This is a genomic window from Pseudocolwellia sp. AS88, from assembly GCF_030551755.1.
Lineage (GTDB): Bacteria > Pseudomonadota > Gammaproteobacteria > Enterobacterales > Alteromonadaceae > Pseudocolwellia.
In genome coordinates this window covers 318,221-337,721 of record NZ_JAUPEC010000001.1, presented here as the reverse complement: position 1 = coordinate 337,721, position 19,501 = coordinate 318,221, and the positions used below count along the sequence as shown (strand labels likewise).

16 protein-coding genes are annotated in these 19,501 nt (G+C 36.8%); 11 read left to right on the top strand and 5 right to left on the bottom strand.

Annotated features, from left to right (window positions below):
- Positions 1-318 precede the first annotated feature (318 nt).
- Together Q5N69_RS01400 and Q5N69_RS01395 are read left to right on the top strand one after the other, a co-directional pair.
- On the top strand, positions 319-1,329 hold the full coding sequence (locus Q5N69_RS01400) for a kelch-like protein (RefSeq protein WP_304366914.1): 1,011 nt from the start codon (positions 319-321) through the stop codon (positions 1,327-1,329).
- A gap of 488 nt (positions 1,330-1,817) precedes the next feature.
- Positions 1,818-2,933 carry a polysaccharide lyase family 7 protein gene (locus tag Q5N69_RS01395; protein ID WP_304366912.1) on the top strand — a complete coding sequence of 372 codons (1,116 nt, stop codon included), beginning with the start codon at positions 1,818-1,820 and terminating at the stop codon, positions 2,931-2,933.
- A gap of 514 nt (positions 2,934-3,447) precedes the next feature.
- On the opposite strand, the gene Q5N69_RS01390 is transcribed toward Q5N69_RS01395, so the two are convergent.
- Entirely contained in the window at positions 3,448-4,878 is a 1,431-nt protein-coding gene (locus Q5N69_RS01390; RefSeq protein WP_304366910.1) for a polysaccharide lyase family 7 protein, read from the bottom strand.
- A 925-nt stretch (positions 4,879-5,803) separates the two neighbouring features.
- Between Q5N69_RS01390 and Q5N69_RS01385 the strand changes: the two genes are divergently transcribed.
- The 9 genes from Q5N69_RS01385 to Q5N69_RS01345 all read left to right on the top strand — a co-directional run bounded on the left by Q5N69_RS01385 (position 5,804) and on the right by Q5N69_RS01345 (position 16,914).
- Entirely contained in the window at positions 5,804-7,444 is a 1,641-nt protein-coding gene (locus Q5N69_RS01385) for a glycoside hydrolase family 43 protein (protein ID WP_304366909.1), read from the top strand.
- 25 nt (positions 7,445-7,469) lie between these two features.
- The gene (locus tag Q5N69_RS01380) at positions 7,470-9,248 is read left to right on the top strand and encodes an IlvD/Edd family dehydratase (RefSeq protein WP_304366907.1); all 1,779 of its coding nucleotides are present in this window, start codon (positions 7,470-7,472) and stop codon (positions 9,246-9,248) included.
- Between the two features lie 138 nt (positions 9,249-9,386).
- Positions 9,387-10,574 (top strand): fumarylacetoacetate hydrolase family protein, encoded by a 1,188-nt coding sequence (locus tag Q5N69_RS01375; RefSeq protein ID WP_304366905.1) that lies wholly within the window; start codon positions 9,387-9,389, stop codon positions 10,572-10,574.
- A gap of 68 nt (positions 10,575-10,642) precedes the next feature.
- Positions 10,643-12,235 carry an aldehyde dehydrogenase (NADP(+)) gene (locus tag Q5N69_RS01370; protein ID WP_304366903.1) on the top strand — a complete coding sequence of 531 codons (1,593 nt, stop codon included), beginning with the start codon at positions 10,643-10,645 and terminating at the stop codon, positions 12,233-12,235.
- A gap of 63 nt (positions 12,236-12,298) precedes the next feature.
- A complete protein-coding gene (locus Q5N69_RS01365) occupies positions 12,299-13,240 on the top strand; it encodes an SMP-30/gluconolactonase/LRE family protein (protein WP_304366901.1) in 942 nt (313 codons plus the stop codon).
- Between the two features lie 3 nt (positions 13,241-13,243).
- Entirely contained in the window at positions 13,244-13,783 is a 540-nt protein-coding gene (locus Q5N69_RS01360; protein WP_304366899.1) for a cupin domain-containing protein, read from the top strand.
- A 75-nt stretch (positions 13,784-13,858) separates the two neighbouring features.
- The gene (locus tag Q5N69_RS01355) at positions 13,859-15,178 is read left to right on the top strand and encodes a glycoside-pentoside-hexuronide (GPH):cation symporter (protein ID WP_304366898.1); all 1,320 of its coding nucleotides are present in this window, start codon (positions 13,859-13,861) and stop codon (positions 15,176-15,178) included.
- Between the two features lie 3 nt (positions 15,179-15,181).
- Complete coding sequence (locus Q5N69_RS01350; protein WP_304366896.1) at positions 15,182-16,150, top strand: D-2-hydroxyacid dehydrogenase; 969 nt, start codon at positions 15,182-15,184, stop codon at positions 16,148-16,150.
- A gap of 410 nt (positions 16,151-16,560) precedes the next feature.
- The gene (locus tag Q5N69_RS01345; protein WP_304366894.1) at positions 16,561-16,914 is read left to right on the top strand and encodes a hypothetical protein; all 354 of its coding nucleotides are present in this window, start codon (positions 16,561-16,563) and stop codon (positions 16,912-16,914) included.
- 214 nt (positions 16,915-17,128) lie between these two features.
- Here the strand turns inward: Q5N69_RS01345 and Q5N69_RS01340 are convergent, their stop codons facing one another.
- From Q5N69_RS01340 to Q5N69_RS01325, 4 genes are all read right to left on the bottom strand, one after another.
- Positions 17,129-17,326 (bottom strand): CPXCG motif-containing cysteine-rich protein, encoded by a 198-nt coding sequence (locus Q5N69_RS01340; RefSeq protein WP_304366892.1) that lies wholly within the window; start codon positions 17,324-17,326, stop codon positions 17,129-17,131.
- A 105-nt stretch (positions 17,327-17,431) separates the two neighbouring features.
- Positions 17,432-17,920, bottom strand: coding sequence for a hypothetical protein (locus Q5N69_RS01335; RefSeq protein WP_304366890.1), 489 nt, complete (start codon positions 17,918-17,920; stop codon positions 17,432-17,434).
- A gap of 132 nt (positions 17,921-18,052) precedes the next feature.
- Entirely contained in the window at positions 18,053-18,745 is a 693-nt protein-coding gene (locus tag Q5N69_RS01330; protein WP_304366888.1) for a hypothetical protein, read from the bottom strand.
- A gap of 74 nt (positions 18,746-18,819) precedes the next feature.
- Entirely contained in the window at positions 18,820-19,488 is a 669-nt protein-coding gene (locus Q5N69_RS01325; protein WP_304366887.1) for a hypothetical protein, read from the bottom strand.
- Between the last annotated feature and the right edge of the window lie 13 nt (positions 19,489-19,501).

Sequence of the window (19,501 nt, the reverse complement as noted above, 5' to 3'; positions counted from 1 at the left end):
ATAGTCATTCTCGGCTTTGTCTCCTGAGTCGCCCTACCTTCTGCATCCATGCAGTCGTATTAAAAAAGCGAACACGGGTTATACGTTCCAACATAACCCGAGTACGGACTCCATGTAGGCAGCAATGAGTAAATTCGTTTTAAATGAACCCAAAGGGCAGCACGTGTTTGAAATTCTTAACTTTGGATAGACAGGGCGTTATCGTCTGTTCGATTAGCCAGCTACACCTCACACACTCTGCCTTGTCTAAATATCAAACACATTGCTGTAAAAAATCTCTAAAGGTCAACACCCCCTAAGAACAACGAGGATCAAATGATGAAAAAGAGCATTAAAAAATTCAACATAGCCAAATCAATCTTTATTTTTACTACTGCCCTCTTTGCTATAACTAGCGTATGTAAAGCAGAGACTTGGGAAACAATAAAAACCTCTAAAGAATACTCTGCACGTCATGAAGCGGGTTTTGTAAAGTTTAACAATAAAGGTTATTTAATTGGCGGTAGAGGGATAAAACCTGTCGATGAGTTTGATCCTAATAAGTTAACTTGGCGAGTATTAGAAAAGTCGCCAATTGAGCTTCATCATTTCCAACCTAGTGTTTGGCAAAATAAAATAGTGGTAGCTGGTGCTATGACAGGTGGCTATCCTTCAGAAAAACCCGTTGAAAGCATTTATTATTTTTATCCTAAAGAAAATAAATGGCAACAAGGGCCTACTATTCCTAAAGCAAGATTGAGAGGCGGAGCAGTTTCCGTCATCAAAGGTAACTCACTTTATCTTATAGGCGGTATTACTAATGGGCACCTTGATGGCAATGTCAATTGGGTAGATCGTTACGACTTCCTAACCAATAAATGGACAGTACTCCCTGATGCTCCACATTCACGGGACCATGCTCAAGGCGTTATTATAAATGATACTATTTATATTGCTGGAGGACGTCGTACTTTAGGACAAAATAAACAAGTATTTGAACTCGTTGAGCCTAAAGTAGATATATTCAATATCGAGGCTAATCGCTGGATAGTCGCAAAATCTAACTTGCCAATACCAAGAGCGGGTATTGCTTTATTCGCCTATGAAAATAGTTTTATTGTAGCTGGAGGAGAAAGCGCAGATCCAACAAAAGCTCATGAAGAAGTACATATATTTGATACTGTTTCACAAACTTGGAAAACAAGTGCGTCTTTAACACAAGGTAGGCATGGCAGCGGTGTTATAGAATTGAATGGTTATTTATGGATAGCTTCTGGCTCAGGTATGCAAGGTGGGTCACCAGAGTTAAAATCAGTAGAACGTATCAAGCTTAATAAAGTGTTTAACTAAGCAGATAACACATTATAAATATTTCAGCTAAAACATAATAGGAAGTAAGCGATACCTTACTTTCTATTACCTACACATCAACGTTATTCAAATCAGTCTCCACTTATCCTATTGACCTTTCTTAAATCCAAATCACATCAAACTAAATTTATCTTATTTAATCCTCAATCCCACATTTTAAGCTGACCGAGTTTTATCATTTACTACTGACAATGTATAAGCATCACACAAGCAACTTGACAGCTCAAATTGGTTTGATGTATTTTACCCTATTGGCTTTACACATGTTTACAATTAATTATTACCAATTATTTACTCAAACATTGCTAAATAAGTTATAAATACAATGGATAGAAACCATATAAACTTTCTAGACCTTTAAGAGTCAGAGTTATAACGAAAGCTAATGTATATAGTAAGTTCACCGATTTAATACATAATTAGAAAACGCTTAAATAACATTAAGCGCTAAATAACATAAAGAGAAAATGATGAAACATACCCTATTAAAACAAGTAATAAGCTACGGCGCTATATTACCAATTTCGATATCATTACTAGCATCTTGTGCTAGCACTGATGTGGCTTCATCAGATGCTGAAAAGTCAAAAACGGCACAATCTATACCTGCTGATAAATTTGACCTATCTCACTGGAAAATGAATGTACCGGTAGATTTAAATAACGATAAAAAAATCGATACAATCACAGTAAAAGAAATGCAAACCTATTCACACCCTGATTTCTTTTATCTTGATGAAAACGGTGGCATGGTATTTACCGCTCCTAATAAAGCTATAACATCTGCTAATTCATCAAATACACGCAGTGAACTTCGTCAAATGTTACGTGGTTCAAATACTAAAATTAAAACAAGTTATGCTGGAAATAACTTCGCTATAGAAGCACATCCACTATCAGAACGTTTCGGTGCTGTAGGCGGAAAAATGGAAGCTACATTAAAAGTAGACCATGTTGCCTTACGTGCTATGAACCCTTTAAAACCACCAGCGTTTTCTGTAGTTGTTGGTCAAATCCATGCAGGTAAAGATAAAGCGTTAGTAGCTAAAAACTTAGGGTTTGGTTGGGGTAACGAGCCGATTAAAATCTATTATAAAAAATTCCCAGGTCATGAAAATGGTTCAGTTTTTTGGACTTATGAACGTAACCTACCTAAAGATGACGCAAATAGAACAGATATAGCTTACCCAGTTTGGGGTAACACTTGGAGAAATGCTGATGAACCAGGAAGTGCAGGTGTTGCACTAGGTGAAGAGTTTAGCTACACCATCAATGTAGATGGAAATATAATGCATTTAACATTTACAGCTAAAGATAAACCAACAGTTAATTACTCAATTAACTTAGCTAATAACGTAGATGCTTATGGTGAAGTTGATACTAAAGATCATCCATTAGGTTACACTGCTGACTGGCTTTACTTTAAAGCAGGTGCTTATAATCAATGTAGCACTAAAGATGCTCCAGGTATGTGGTATGCAGCTTGTTTAGGTACAGGCGATTGGAAAACAGATAAAAATAACGGCGATTATACTCAAGTAACATTTAGCAAATTAGAGCTAAGTGATTCTGTAAAACAATAGATAGCGATTGTGCTGTAATTGTTTAATCTCTGATAACTATCTTGGTCGTGTTAAGTAAAATTCAACAGCTTCAATAATAGTTATAAGTTATTAAAACCGGTGAGTTTATCACCGGTTTTTTTATGTCTATTATTAACCATTTCTAGCACTTTGCATCAATCACACCATTAACTAAAAAACTTACTCAAGATAAAACCTATTCACTTCTTCTTAAAACAACTCAGTTCTAATTAAAAGCTAACCTAAAAAACTAACAACTAGCTTTATCGCTTTGTGCTTTGTGCTTTGTGCTTTGTGCTTTGTGCTTTGTGCTTTACAAGTATTGGCAAAAGTCCATTAAATCAAAGGAAAGGTAAAATAAAAGATGAGATACCCTTTAACCTAAAAACAAAAAAGCATCGATAATATCGATGCTTTTGTCTCTATTAATATTAAGATGAAGGTTAATATTAATTAATCATTTAAACTGTATTTTCCTCTCAAACTAAGGTCTGTTGAGAGAAAACCAACTCATTTATTGATGAGTATTTTCTATTTTATAGAAAGTTGCTTGAACGTAATCCTTTTCTTCACCACTGTCATTCTGATTATATACACCAGCTTTAAAATACATATACTCATCAGCAATATCGTAACCGCTATTACTCATATTAATTGTTTGTGTAATATCTGCTTGTCCTTCTCGAGAAAGAACAAAATCAAGAGAATTACCAACTACCGTAATTTTATAACCAAAACGTTCGTTTAATTCTATGCCGTTACTTGGATTAGATGCACTTTGTGAACGAGTACCGATCAATTCATAATAAACATCGTCTCCACCACGTATTTCGTGAGCCAGATAGATAGAGCCTTTCTCGTTACCTGGTAGTTTACGGTAATAAACACGTAAAGGTTCATCATCATTAGCATGAATTTGACCGATAATTACACGGCCTACCTGATTAGCGTCACCTGTTGTTGTAACATGGTTAACCGCTAACTCAGCAACTAATTCACCATCAACTCCACCCGCTTTATCTTGCTCACTTTGTGGCGCACTTGAAAATACCCAGTTATTAGCATTAACACCTTGAGTGCTAATACTTGTATTGCCTCTACGTAACATTTCTCTTAATTCGGTACGAGTATATTTAGTGTTTGTTGATGTTTTAGTGCCTTCAATAGGCGCTCTAAAAACTAAACCGTTATCAAGAGAGTTGAAAAAGAACTCTGCATGGAAATAATCATCATCTAAATCATCATCTGAATCTTCCTTCCCAATATTTACTGCGGTCGTTGCAATGTCTTCATCAACAGGAATACTTAAATACCAATCGATTAATTCAATATCGGTTGTAATATCAGTCAGACAACCAAAAGCCTCAATTTCCACAATATTGCTACTGTTATCAACATTATTACCTGTAGTAATAATTTTGATATATTTAGCTGTTGTGTCTGTTAAATCTGTGAATACCCCTCTATCCGTTGAAGCATCACTTAGCTCTGAAGTCGCAAGAGGAGTCCAAGTACTATTATCGGTCGATACCTCAATATCGTAGCTATAACTGCGACTATCTTCGTTTAACCAAGTAATAGATACACCTTTAACTAAAGCAGCTTGTTCAAGAGTTAGGGTTAAAGACTGGTTCATACTTGCTGTAGACCAGCGTGAAGTGCTTATAAAACTGCCATCAATAGCATTACTTGCTGAATATCCTGTGCTTGAATCTGAAGCAACAGCGCTGCTAAAAGGTAAAAAAGCGAGCCCACTACAAGTAATATCAGCTTGTGGCTCACTCGTTTCTTCTACAGGAACATCGATTACAGGAACCTCAACAACAGGAGTTTCTGCTTCTGCAGTAATTGCTATATTTGAAGAACTAGGATCATCTGATGAAGACGACCCACAACCAGCAGCAAGTAACAATGGACATAAAAAAACAACTTTATAATTTATCAACACATCAACCCCAATAATTTTATATTTATAAGAATAATTAAATCTAACTATTTAAATATGACCTAGCTTATTCATAAAAAATTTCAAATAGGTAATACCAACCTATATAACCGAAATAAAAAACACTAGTTACCAAATTTAAATTTCAGCTTAGATTTACCTAAAAGGTATACAAAATCAATGTATTTTAATTATAAAAGTTGTTAAAAACTCTCGCCTTCGTATGATGAACAAGAAATAGCCTAGATAACCAATTGGTTTACAATCGCTATGATTTTTATTTTAAAACAACTAGATAGAAGGAAGAATTAAGACATTATTAGCGATAAAATAATGGAGAATGGCGTAAAAACAAATAAATAAAAATTAACAGCAGTCTCCTACAGTTGCCTGACTTTATTTAAAATCTGTTGAATTTTTGATATTACATTTACAACAGTATATTCAATATCTATTCAAGAAAGTGTTTATTATAGGTAACTAGCTATTCGAAAATTCAACCCAAATGTTAAACATCTAAAACCTTCGGTTCAGCTAAGGTTAAATGCAAAAACTCAATAAGCTTTAGTTAACACGCAAATCTGTCACCTATAAAAATCTTATTTCATTAAAGAATTAATAGGTCGTATACTTTCTTGTAACAACAGTCTCATATTAAAAATCCATTTAAACCTACATTCATTCTTATTGTCCTCTTCTCTAAAATATTAAAAAATTCGATTTAAAACATAACCTTAATTAAATAACAACCCCTATAAAATAAAACACCTTGATGCTTACTTTATATTTACTGAGTAATTTTCTAAATAAGTCACTTGCAATGTTACCGGGAACATTCTAAGCTAAAAAAACTGAATAAATCTAAATAAAATCAGATTTTGTATAAGCTCGAAAATAATAAACTGACTAATTTGAGAAGTAATCTATGGAAATGATCAACAATCCAATATTAAAAGGCTTTAATCCAGATCCTGTTATCTGTAATAAAGGTGAAGATTATTATATCGCTACTTCAACCTTTGAATGGTTTCCTGGCGTTCGTATATTTCATAGTACAGATTTCCAAGAGTGGAACTTAGTTGCTCAACCTTTAAATCGCGTAAGCCAATTAGATATGAATGGTATACCGGATTCTGGAGGCGTGTGGGCTCCTTGTTTAACTTACAGTGATGGTTTGTTTTGGCTGGTTTATTCAAATGTTAAAAGCGTTGATAGCCCATGGAAATCTGGTGACAACTTCCTTGTTACTGCGGAGAATATAGAAGGTCCGTGGAGTGAACCAATCAAGCTGAAGTTTGGTGGTTTTGACCCTTCCCTCTTCCATGATGAATCAGGCAAAAAGTTTATAACTTATCGACAATGGGGACCTAGACATCATAGTAATCCACATAACAACATTATCATCCAAGAATACTTTCATAATGAACAACGCCTATCGACAGATCGTAAAGTAATATTTGGCGGAACAGAACGTAAGTTAACTGAAGCTCCACATTTATATAAAGTTGACGACTTCTATTATTTACTGGTTGCTGAAGGCGGAACCCTTTATGAGCATGCTGTAACAGTCTTACGCAGTAAAAGTGTCTTTGGTCCATTTGAGTTACACCCTGATGAAACAATTTTAACCACCATTGATAGCCCTGAAGCTCCACTACAAAAAGCAGGACATGGTTCTATGATTAAAACCCATTCCAACGAATGGTATATGGTTTTTCTTGTGGGTCGCCCTATTGCTGACACCATTAAGATTCAAAATAACAAAATATCGGGTTACTGCCCGCTAGGCAGAGAAACCGCAATCGACAAAATAGAATGGCGAAATGGCTGGCCTTATGTTGTTGGTGGCTCTCATACTAAATTACAGATTGAAGCACCTATATTTACTCAACTTTCCGCTAATAAATCAGCACATAAAACAGAGCCGCTATCAGAAGTTTTTATCGACAATTTTGATAAAGATAGCCTAAACCCAGAATGGCAAACGTTACGGGTTCCTTTTTGCACAAAAATGGGAGCGCTAACAAATACTAAATCCCATTTAAGATTGTTTGGACAAGAGCCGTTAGTTTCTCAATTTCCCCAATCAACCGTTGGCCACAGATGGAAGCATTTTGACTTCGACGCTAAAACCAAAGTGTCATTCTCACCAAACAATGAACAACAAAACGCAGGTATAGCTTGTTATTACAATACTAAAAATTGGGTTTACTGCTTTGTTGAGTTAGATGAAAGCTTGGGTACTCGATGCCTACGGATCATTCAAGTCGATAGAGGTGAAGCAACGTACTATTTTTACGAACAACCGATAAAGATCCCCGACTCTGTTAGCTATATATCACTAAAAGTCTCGGTCTGTGGCAGCGCCTTAATGTTTGAATATTCATTCGATGATGTTACTTGGCAAGGGATAGAAGTTGTATTTGATGCATGGAAACTCTCAGACGACTACGTAAAAGGCAAAGGATTTTTTACTGGTGCGTTCGTCTGTTTACATTGTTCAGATCAAAGTTGTGAAGGTGTCTTTGCTGACTTTCATCATTTTGAATATGTCCCTCATCTTTAAATTAATCTACATAAGAAACCTTATAATGAAATTAAATAAAAACCACCGTTTCCGTTCGCAAGATTGGTTTGATAACAAAGAGCATATCGATCTAACCGCTTTATATTTAGAGCGTTTTATGAATTACGGTATTACGCCTGAAGAGCTACGTTCAGGTAAACCTATTATTGGTATCGCTCAATCAGGTAGTGATCTAGCACCTTGTAACCGTGTTCATCTTGAATTAACAAAACGTGTAAAAGATGGCGTACGCGCTGCTGGTGGAATTCCAATAGAATTTCCTGCACATCCAATATTTGAGAATTGTCGACGCCCTACGGCTGCTCTTGATAGAAATTTAGCTTATTTAGGTTTAGTAGAAATACTATTCGGCTATCCAATTGATGCCGTTGTGCTAACAACTGGTTGTGATAAAACAACGCCTTCAAGTTTAATGGCAGCTTCAACAGTAGATATTCCAGCTATTGTTCTATCAGGTGGTCCAATGCTTGATGGCTGGCATGACGGTGAATTAGTAGGTTCAGGTACCGTTATTTGGCGTTCAAGAAAGCGTTTAGCCGCTGGAGAAATTGATGAAACCGAATTTCTAAACATCGCTATGGATTCAGCTCCATCAGCTGGTCACTGTAATACCATGGGAACGGCATTAACCATGAACTCGGTTGCCGAGGCGTTAGGGATGTCTTTAACCGGTTGTGCCGCAATACCAGCACCTTATAAAGAAAGAGGTCAAATGGCCTATCGTACGGGTGTTCGTATTGTTGAAATGGCTTATGAAGATCTCACTCCTTCTAAAGTACTGACCCGCGAAACCTTTATTAATGCCATGAAAGTTATTTCAGCGATTGGTGGATCGACCAATGCACAACCACACCTTATGGCAATGGCTAGGCATGCAGGTGTTGAAATAACCGCTGAAGATTGGAATGAACTTGCCCGCCCAATCCCCTTACTTGCCAATGTTCAACCCGCAGGTGAATACTTAGGTGAACGCTTTCATAGAGCAGGTGGTGTTCCTGCCATCATGTGGGAATTATTAAACGCCAAAGAAATAAATGGCGATGTGCTAACAGTCACAGGTAAAACCTTAGCTGATAATTTATTAAATTTACCAAAAACAGATAGAGACGTTATAAAGCCATTTGCTCAACCTATGCTAAAAGACGCTGGTTTTGCCGTATTCTCAGGTAACTTCTTCGACTTCGCCATTATGAAAACTAGCGTTATTTCACCTGAATTTACTCAAAGATTTTTATCTGAAGAAGGTAATGAAGGTGTATTTGATGCACGCGCAATAATTTTTGAAGACTCAGAAGATTATCATCAGCGCATTAACGATCCTGCATTAAACATTGATGCTCATTGTATTTTAGTTATCCGTGGTGCAGGTCCTATTGGCTGGCCTGGTTCAGCTGAAGTTGTGAACATGCAGCCACCTGATTATCTAATTAAACAAGGTATTACAAGCTTACCAACTTTAGGTGATGGACGTCAGTCAGGTACATCAGACAGCCCTTCTATCTTACATGTTTCACCAGAAAGCTCTGTTGGCGGTGGTTTAGCCTATTTACAAACAGGCGATATGTTGCGGATCAATATGAACAAGGGAACGTGTGACGTTTTGCTGCCCAAAGGTGAGTTTGAAAGTCGCAAATCCACAACGCCACTTTCACCTCCTAAATCACAAACACCTTGGCAAGAAATTTACCGCGGTACCGTGGGCGATTTATCACAAGGGGGCGTTATTGAGCTAGCAACTAAGTATCAAGGGATCTCTAAAAAACTCCCAAGACACAATCATTAGAAAGCAATAGTTTTAACAACTACTCAGCCAAAACTTAGGTGTTGTCCTAAACATTAAACGGGTGCTTTCAAGCACTGGTTTGGCTAAGTAATGTTAATCATTAAACATTTAACTCAGAACACATAGAAGATAATTAATATGCAATTAAATGACTATTTACCATCAGACCAATATGCTGGCACATTAATCGGACGAGCTTGGATCCCACAAAATGCCAGTAAAAATACTCAGGCAGTCGGTGGGCCTTCACCTGTTTGGATAAACGACTCCAATGTTTACGACCTATCTTCATTAGCTCCAACGTGTTCTGACTTACTCAATAACGGTGTTACTAAACAACAACTATTATCTGGTGGCTTTCCTATTATTGGCACTGTTGAAACGCTAATAGCAAATTCAATTAATCATCCTTGTAATACGGACTATTTACACCTGTTAGCGCCATTCGATTTACAAGCAATAAAAGCCTGTGGTGTTACTTTTGTTTGTTCAATGATTGAAAGAGTGATTGAAGAAAAAGCAGGTGGTGATCCTCTAGTCGCTAAAAATATTCGTTCTAAAATAGACGAAACCATAGGTTCAAGCATTGAAAACCTAATACCTGGTTCGCCTGAAGCGCTAGAGCTAAAAGAAGTACTGATCAAAGAAAATATGTGGTCTCAATATTTAGAAGTAGGTATCGGTCCATATGCTGAGGTATTTACTAAATCTCAATCACTTTCTTCCGTCGGACTTGGTGCACAAGTAGGATTACACCCTATTTCAAGCTGGAATAATCCAGAACCAGAAGTTGTACTTGCAGTAAATAACCAAGGAAAAATTGTCGGAGCTACCTTAGGTAACGATGTTAACTTACGTGACGTAGAAGGCAGAAGCGCTCTACTTTTAGGTAAAGCAAAAGACAATAACGCATCATGCTCTATTGGGCCTTTTATTCGTTTGTTTGATGAAACTTTTAGCCTTGAAGATGTTAAGTCAGCACAAGTAACACTGACTGTAAAAGGTGAAGACGGCTACGTACTTGAAGCCACAAACGACATGACACAAATTAGTCGTGATGTAGAAGATCTTGTCGCACAAACATATTCAAAATCTCACCAATACCCTGACGGATTCGCCTTATTCACTGGCACTTTATTCACGCCAACTCAAGATCGTGATGAACCCAACATGGGCTTCACACACAAAATTAACGACTGTGTTGTTATATCTGCCAGCAAACTTGGCTCTCTACAAAACAACGTGCATTTTTCTGATCAAATCCCCCCATGGGAATTTGGTATTAGCGCACTCATTAAAAATCTTGCTCAACGAAACCTTATATAGCAAAGGCTTCTTCAAAGAACATTAACTTAAGCAAATTTAACTGAACCTAATTTAGGAATATCCAATTTATGTACAAACTAACACAACAATCATATATCGCCGGCACTTGGGTTTCTCCAAAAGGAGAAGCTTTTCAAGCACAAAACCCCGCAACTCAAGAACTTCTTTCTAAGCATAATAATTGTCTAGAAAGTGAGGTGAATTCAGCTATGCAAGCAGCGGCTCAGGCTTATCCTGTGTTTAGTCAACTTTCACCAACTGATCATGCTAACTTTCTCATAGCAATAGCAGAAGAAATTGAAGCTTTAGGTGATCAACTACTTGAAGTTTGTAACCAAGAAACAGGACTAGGGTTACCAAGATTAACAGGTGAACGTGGCCGCACTACAGGTCAAATCAGAGCTTTCTCAGAAATAGTAAAAAATGCTAGCTGGGTACAAGCAAGTATTGATACAGCTGAACCTGAGCGTGCACCTTTACCTAAACCAGACTTACGTAAAATGCTTAAGCCTATAGGCCCAGTTGCTGTATTTGGCGCGTCTAACTTTCCATTTGCTTTTGGTACATTAGGTGGCGACACTATCTCGGCACTTGCTGCAGGTAATTCTGTGGTAGTTAAAGGCCATCCTTCACATCCAGCAACCAATGAGCTTTTTGCTTATGCTATTGGTAAAGCCATTTCACGTTGTGAACTTCCAAAAGGTGTTTTCTCTTTATTACAAGGTAATGCCATTCCTTTATCTGTTCAGCTTGTTTGTCACCCATTAACTGAAGCCGTAGGTTTTACAGGCTCTTTAACTGGTGGCCGAGCAATAATGGATGCCGCAGCTAAACGAGCTAAACCTATTCCTGTGTTTGCAGAAATGGGTAGCGTTAATCCAATGTTCTTTACAAATAACGTACTTGCTCAATCAGGTGAATCTTTAGCTAAAGCACTTGCCGGATCTGTTTGTATGGGAACTGGACAATTTTGTACATCTCCTGGTGTTATTGTTATTCAAAAAAACGACAGCTTTGTAAATACCCTAGCTGAAAGCATGAGTGCTAACGCTAAAGGAGTGACGTTAAATGCAAGTATCGGGCAAGCATTTTTAAAAGGTGTTCGAGACTTTATCTCAACGGGTAAAGTTGAATGGGTTAATAATGATGAGGTTAGCTTAACTTCAACAACCAACAATGCCTTATTACCACCTAACGTTGTATTAAAAACCACAGCAAGCGCTTTTCTGCAAAATCCACAACTACAAAGTGAAGTATTTGGCCCTGCAACCTTAGTGGTTGAATGTGATGATGATGCGCAGTTTACCCAGATAGCTAAAGTATTAGAAGGTAACTTAACTGCCAGCATACATGCCGTTGATGAAGACAACTCCTTAGTGAAAGAGCTACTTGTTTTACTCGAGCAAAAAACTGGACGTATTATATTTAATGGTTTTCCTACCGGTGTAGAAGTATGTGGTTCACAACATCATGGAGGTCCTTACCCTGCTTCATCAAATGGCACTACAACGAGTGTCGGTATCGATGCAATTCACCGATTTACTCGTGTTGTTGCTTACCAAAACACACCTACACAGCTTTTGCCTGCAGAGCTACAAAATGCCAATCCGTACAAGATTGTACGTCGTGTGAATGGTGAGTTTTCATCGCAATCAATCTAAAGCAAAGATTAAACACTACATTAGTCAATAAAAGTTAAGTGAAATAAGAAGTTAAGGATAAGTATGTCTAACGTCGAATTAGTCCATCAAAGCCATTGCCGTATTGGCGAAGCTGTTATTTGGTCTGTTGCAGAACAAGCCATTTATTGGAGTGATATTTTAGGTCATAAAGTTTACCGATATAAGCCTTTGTTAGGTGAAAAAGGTACAACTGATTGCTGGCCTGTAAAACAAAATATCACCAGTATAGGTTTTAGCAAAAACGATACATTAGTTGGCACTCTCTACGATGGCTTTTACGCGCTAGACATCATTAACGATTCACATACCAAAATAAGCGCACCAAATATAGATTACACAGCTATTCGCTTTAATGATGGTGCTGTTGATACTCATGGTCAATATTGGTCAGGCACCATGCATACTGATGATCCAATGAATAATTCTCTTGGAGAATTATATCGGTTTGATGAAGCTGGAAAATCTAGTCTACAAGATGAAGATTACCACTGCACTAACGGTCCATGCTTTACCAGCGACGGAAGTATTATGTACCACACCGATACGTTAATCCGTCAAAAAGTATATCGCTGTGAGCTTGATAAGGTTGGCAACTTAATTAGTCGTTCAACCTTTATTCATTTTGATAAAGAAGGTACCTACCCTGATGGAATGTGTTTAGACAAAGACGAAAACCTTTGGGTCGCTCTTTGGGGTGGTTGGGGAGTTAACCAATACTCGCCAGATGGCACCTTACTGCAACACATCAAACTCCCTGTCGCACAAGTGACTAAATGTGTTTTTGGTGGCGAAAACTTAGATACTTTGTACATCACCTCAGCGTCTGAATACCTTTCTGATGAAGACAGCGCAAACCAGCCTTTAGCTGGCTGTTTATTTTCATATAAAACCAATACCCAAGGTAAAGCTGAAAACCTATACCTAGATTCAGGCCAGAATTTACGCCATAACTCATACAATAACTCATACACTAAAAGGAGATAAATAATGAATAACAAAACACCATTATCTAACTTGCTTAACACACCAATCAAATCATTGTGTATAACACTCAGCCTTAGCTGGCTATCTGCTTGCTCATCAGTAAATGTTCCTGCAAATATAGCAGCTGAAGATAGCGCATCAACTAATAAAAAGAACATTCAATCAGGCATAGTCAGCTTCGAAAACACTCATAAAACACCTTACGAAGCCAGTGTATTTCATACCTATTTTTACGGGGAAACTATAGGTACAAAAGACACCATTGTTGGCTTAGCCGTTATAGAAGCAAATAACGAAATTCATCCACCTCATCAACATGCTGAAGAAGAGTATTTATACATAGTAGAAGGCTCTGGAGAATGGACGTTAAACGGTGTTAAAACTCCTGCTAAAAAAGGCGATGTATTGTATGTAGGCCCTTGGGATGTGCATGGCATATTTAATACAGGCAAAGTACCTATGAAATTCTTTATTACCCGAGCAAGTAGTAAAGGTGTCGAAATAAAAGCTCCAATTGACTCATCAACAACAGATAAAAAATAACATCAAAGACATACCTATAGCTTAAACATAACGCACATACATTATAAAAATAAAAAGTAATAAATAGGAAAAGAAATGAAGTTAACCATCAAAGAAAAAATAGCCTACGGACTTGGGGATACCGGCAGCAATATAGTGTTTCAAGTTGTTATCGCCTTTATGATGTTTTTCTATACCGATGTATTTGGTATTACCGCAGCAGAAGCCGGCACATTAATGTTAGTTGTCCGCGCGTTCGATGCAATTACTGACCCTTTAATGGGAGCACTGGCAGATAGAACTAAATCGCGTTGGGGTCGTTATCGCCCATATTTATTATGGATGGCAATTCCTTTTACCTTACTCACAATTGTTGCTTTCATAACACCTGATACAACACATGCTAACAAACTCATTTACGCTTACATCACTTATTCTTTAATGATGTTAGCTTATACTGCCGTGAATATTCCTTATTCAGCATTAGGCGGAATACTAACAACAGATATTCAAGAAAGAGCCTCAGTTCAAGCTTGGCGTTTTGCTATGGCTAAAGCTGGTGGACTTATCGTTGCCCTGCTCACACTGCCTTTAGTGGCTTACTTTGGTCAAGGAGATGAACAACTAGGTTTTTCACTCGCGATGACGGTTTTATCCTTAGTTGCCATGGCTTGTTTTATCGCTTGTTTCGCTTTTACCAAAGAGCGAGCTCAAGAAGTAGTAACCAACGTACCGATTAAAACCGATATATTTGCTGTGCTAAAAAATGACCAATGGCGAGTTCTAGCGCTCGTTACTTTTGTGGTACTTATTACTGTTGCTATGCGCGGTGGTGTTATGGCGTATTACGTAACGTATTATTTAAAACACGAAGAACTCGTCAGCCTATTTATTACCGCCAGCATGTTTGGAGGGATATTAGGAGCATTTATGTCGAACTGGGCAATACGTTATGTGTGTAAAGTTAAACTGATGAAAATAGCCTGTATGGGCATCACAATAACAAGCACTATGCTGTACTTCGTTCCTGCAGATAAAGTGTACTTAGCGCTTTCAATTACCTTAGTTACTCAGTTTTTCCACATGATATTTATTCCATTACTTTTTTCTTCAGTACCTGACACTGTTGATTACAGCATCCAAAATACAGGTAACGGACCTATGGCAATGAGTGTTTCGGGTCACTTACTTAGCTTAAAATTTGGTATCGCTATAGGTGGTGCCCTAACGGGCTGGATGCTTGCTGGTTATGGTTACCAAGCAAATGTTGAGCAAACACAATCATCACTTGATGGCATTATTATTATTTTTGCAGCAAGCCCAGCAATTGGTGCATTAGTCGCTTATGGATTACTGCACTTCTATAAGCTAGATTATAAATGGTCACTAACAATGAAAAACAAAGAGACTGTATAACCTATGAAATTATTAATGTGGATAGACTCTTCACTCATGGACACAGCTGCCAACTTCCAATTACACGAATATGCAGGTAATCGAGATGTGCTTATTACAACAGATATTGTTCTCGTGTTAAAAAGTGCAGCAGAAATAGATATTGTTTTAGGCGACTTTCCAAGAGAACATTTATCTTCTCTACCTAAGTTAATATGGTTTCAACAATTTGGAACCGGCGTAGAATGGCTGAGTGAACATAATTATTTAATTAACGCGCCGTTTGTGCTTACCAACTGTTCAGACGATCATCACGATGTGGTGGCTGATCACTTAATGGCGCTTATGTTATCGGTTACGCGAAATATCCCTCAGTTTGTCAATAGCCAAAGTAAAAATCAATGGCAGTCAACCAGCTTAACCAAATGTGAAAACCTGTTTCAGCTTAGAGGTAAAACAGTATTAGTGGTAGGTCTTGGTTCAGTTGGTTTAGCTATTATTAAACGCTTAGTGCCCTTTGGAGTAAAGATTATTGGCGTACGTAAAAACATAACCAAAAGTGTTGAGCACGTAAGTAAGTTATTCAGCGTTGATGAACTTAATATAGCAGCGAAAGAAGCCAATATTGTTGTATCTTCTTTACCTAAAACCGCTGAAACTTCTGATCTTTTTAACGAAGCGCTTTTTAATGCATTAGCCTCTCCTAGCTTTTTCTTTAATATTGGTCGTGGAAACGCAGTTGACGAAACCGCTTTGATCAATGCCTTAGAAACGGGACAACTTAATGGAGCTGGAATAGATGTAACCATTGAAGAACCTCTCAACAAAGAATCATCACTTTGGACAACGCCAAACCTATTAATTACTCCACACGTAGGAGGCACCTACAACGATGTGATGAAAACCTGGAGAGACATAGCGTTAGACAACCTACGTTTGTTTCAAGAAGGCAAAGAGTTACGAAATGTGGTGGATAAAAAGTCTGGTTATTAGATTTTTAGCCTCACTTAATTTCAGCCCAATGTTTTGACTTAATGGTTGAATACTTAACCTAGAATAATATAAATAATAGTAGGAAGTAACAGCTCAGCAACTGCTACAAACACTTCAAATATAAGCCAGCACAAAACACTAACATTCCTTAACCTTAAATCTAAAATTAGGGTTAAGGAAATCCATCAACTATGCTTAGTTTTCAATGAACATTTAAATATCAATAAATTTTTCCTATTGCTAGTAACACCTTAGACAGATTAATATGCAATTAATCATATCAAAGGTAACTAAGCCTTTGTTGTATCTTCTAGCTAAACGCTTATTTGAAATACAACATTAAGATTGATGATTTAAGCAAACTTGGAAGCTTTAATAAAAGCAAAAATAATCATATAAAAGGATAAAACATGAACGACGAAATAATAGAAAATGAGCCAACTAATACTAATTCTGCCAAAATGGTATATATACTTTATTTGGTAGGACTATTCTTTGGTATAACAGGCATTATAGGTGTGGTTATGGCTTACATCAATAAAGAAGGTTCCCCTGAATGGTTAAAAACTCATTATCAATTTCAGATAAGAACTTTTTGGATTGGCGCACTTTATTTAGTACTAGGTTCTATATTATCGCTAGTTATCGTTGGCTGGTTTGTTCTTTTATTTTGGGTTGTTTGGTTAATTATTCGCTCAGTAAAAGGTATGAAAGCACTTGATGCTAATAGAGCGGTTGAAGATCCAGAACGCTGGATGTTTTAGAAAAGTATTCTGTCATATTAAATGACTAAAGAAAGCTGGCTTTGTTTGTGAATAACTAACTGTGCCAGCTTTTTTAATTTTAAAAATGGTCACATCAGATAACGATTTGTTATCTAATATAGGGATTGTATTTTAGAACTGATAACCAAACTGTAGCATCGAACCTAAATCCATTCAGTCATTTACTTTAGCTCCTGTTAGAGTAAAGCCAATATTAAAACGTATCGTCGTCACTATAAACATTAACGGATAGTTCGCCATCCATGTTTTCAGAAACGATGAAGTTTATGGGTTTACAACATACTTGGCAATCTTCAATATACTGTTGATCCGAATCGTATGGATCAAGCAACACTCTAATGTTTTCACCACAGTAAGGACAGCCAATAGATTTCTCAGATAATTGATTCAAGTTCTAGAATTCCTATGTTTATTTAAATGAATAATATTTAAATAGTGAGTATAAGGGATAACATACTATTTTAATCATACTTTATTATATTCTTAATCCTGTTTTCTACCACACTTTCCACCAGGGCTTTGATATTCCCGGATGAGATATGTTTAACACTTGAGGTTCACTTTTATCTCCGGAAAGGGATACTGCGGTTATTTGAATAGTTATATTAATAGGTTCTTGTACTTCATTGATGCCGTCAAACCACATAAAACTATAAAGCTGTTTATTCTGGATAAATTTTGAAAGTACAACAGGCGAATCTAAAAATAGTTGATCTTCAAATCGACCTTTAACAATTTTAAAAATATAACCTTGCTCATGAGCTGGTATTGTATCAATTTTTAATTTAATGATACCAAGATCTGAACAAGAGCCATGGTTTCCATCATCCGTTCCTCTATGAATTGACTCAAGCGAAAATCGAGGTGAACTCGCTTTTATTAAAGCAACATCTGTAGTAATAAATTCATCAAACACTGGTGCAAACGAGCAAGCAAAAGAATTAAAAGCGATTAAATTTAAACATAATATTAATAACTTCCCCATATCAAAGACCTTTTTATTAAAGATAACTAGCTTATTTTTAGTATGCACCTATGTCTAAATTCTATTACCAAAACTACGGGTAACAAACGAAAGTACATAAATTTACTACTTTTTTATCTAATATTATATTAGTTATTCACGTACTGATTCATCTTGATGCTTAACCAACTCGTGCATAACGGCATCTTTTGTCATGATGAAACGGTCAATTATATGATGTTTAGAGCGACCTGATATTTGCACTGTATAAATTCCAGGGTGATTAAATTGAGCATAAATTTTATGAGGATCATTGTCTGAAGTGTTGGTTGACCATATAAATTCACTGACTTCACCACCACTTCGATACGCTTTAAACCAACCAAGTTGTCCAGCACCTTCTGGAAGTTCACCTATACAAGTATTCTTAGCAGTATCCATACCTTTTGGACAAACAATCGTAATACCGTTATCTCCGTAAAACTTGTCACTTTCTATTTTCAACCAAGAATCATTAGCTTCAGTAGTAGAACTACCTTCACCAATTTTATTAGCCCAATCAAATTGATATATACCTGGATTAGTAATTTTTACTTTTATATCAATAACACCTTTACCTGGCTTATTAAATTCATCGTTGCCCATCCATTCAATTGCATTACCGCCATGTACTAGTTTCCAACTACCGCTATAGTTAGTTGATTCCATTTCTACAACCACAACACCATTACTTTCAATAAATGCACCAGTACTGTTACTTAATGCTGGTAAAGAACTAACAGTACATGCTGCAAGTGATGACGATAAGACAACCGTTAATGATTTCTTTAAAAAATTGGCTTTCATTGTATATCCCTATGTATTTATTAATTCGGTTTGTTTTTACTTTCCTAAAACATTAACTTACGTGATGTTTTAGGTTACTTCTCGCCCGTTATTAAAGTAACAGCTCTCCATCGCCCTCTTGCCCACGCATAACCACCATCTTCTGGTATCAAACCATTAGATGCAGCAATGGCTTCAACTTTTATTTCGTCACCTGCTTTTAAAGAAAACACTGTTCCTGTGCTGAAATACACTTCATGAAAGTCTAGCTCTGTTCTTGGATTGGTAAAATCACCAACTAACTCATCATTTAAAAACAGCTTGTAGTGACTTTCGCCATCAAATTCAGATAAAGATACGAAACCAAGCTCGAATATGCCCTCTTCTTCCACACCTAATGTGTAAGTCGCTATTGCATATTGTGTTCTGAAATCTAGATTAGCAGCATCTATTGCTAGTGAGTGAGTTTTTGGGTCATCATAAAATGTTGCATGGCTTGAGCTTTGTTCATGTAAAGTAAAGTCGCTATTGGCGATGAGAACTTTTTCTACATTAGGTAAATTTATAATGTCGCTAATATCGGTGAGTGCCTGACTATTCATTGTATAAGCATTAGTGACTATTTCTTCTTTCCCAGTTTTAGTAAGAGCTTGAGTTTGTAAACTGATTGTCGAGTCTTCTTGTGCTTTGCTAGTTGTTTTATCCGCTTGTGAACAACCAAAGCCAGCTAAAATAATTACAGCCAATAAAAGTGAATTCTTCATCTGCTTTCCTTGT

Coding starts and splice junctions, on each gene's coding strand:
- Q5N69_RS01380 (WP_304366907.1), top strand. CDS start 7,470: ATGAAATTAAATAAAAACCACCGTTTCCGTTCGCAAGATTGGTTTGAT.
- Q5N69_RS01385 (WP_304366909.1), top strand. CDS start 5,804: ATGGAAATGATCAACAATCCAATATTAAAAGGCTTTAATCCAGATCCT.
- Q5N69_RS01355 (WP_304366898.1), top strand. CDS start 13,859: ATGAAGTTAACCATCAAAGAAAAAATAGCCTACGGACTTGGGGATACC.
- Q5N69_RS01375 (WP_304366905.1), top strand. CDS start 9,387: ATGCAATTAAATGACTATTTACCATCAGACCAATATGCTGGCACATTA.
- Q5N69_RS01335 (WP_304366890.1), bottom strand. CDS start 17,920: ATGGGGAAGTTATTAATATTATGTTTAAATTTAATCGCTTTTAATTCT.
- Q5N69_RS01330 (WP_304366888.1), bottom strand. CDS start 18,745: ATGAAAGCCAATTTTTTAAAGAAATCATTAACGGTTGTCTTATCGTCA.
- Q5N69_RS01325 (WP_304366887.1), bottom strand. CDS start 19,488: ATGAAGAATTCACTTTTATTGGCTGTAATTATTTTAGCTGGCTTTGGT.
- Q5N69_RS01360 (WP_304366899.1), top strand. CDS start 13,244: ATGAATAACAAAACACCATTATCTAACTTGCTTAACACACCAATCAAA.
- Q5N69_RS01370 (WP_304366903.1), top strand. CDS start 10,643: ATGTACAAACTAACACAACAATCATATATCGCCGGCACTTGGGTTTCT.
- Q5N69_RS01350 (WP_304366896.1), top strand. CDS start 15,182: ATGAAATTATTAATGTGGATAGACTCTTCACTCATGGACACAGCTGCC.
- Q5N69_RS01395 (WP_304366912.1), top strand. CDS start 1,818: ATGATGAAACATACCCTATTAAAACAAGTAATAAGCTACGGCGCTATA.
- Q5N69_RS01345 (WP_304366894.1), top strand. CDS start 16,561: ATGAACGACGAAATAATAGAAAATGAGCCAACTAATACTAATTCTGCC.
- Q5N69_RS01365 (WP_304366901.1), top strand. CDS start 12,299: ATGTCTAACGTCGAATTAGTCCATCAAAGCCATTGCCGTATTGGCGAA.
- Q5N69_RS01400 (WP_304366914.1), top strand. CDS start 319: ATGAAAAAGAGCATTAAAAAATTCAACATAGCCAAATCAATCTTTATT.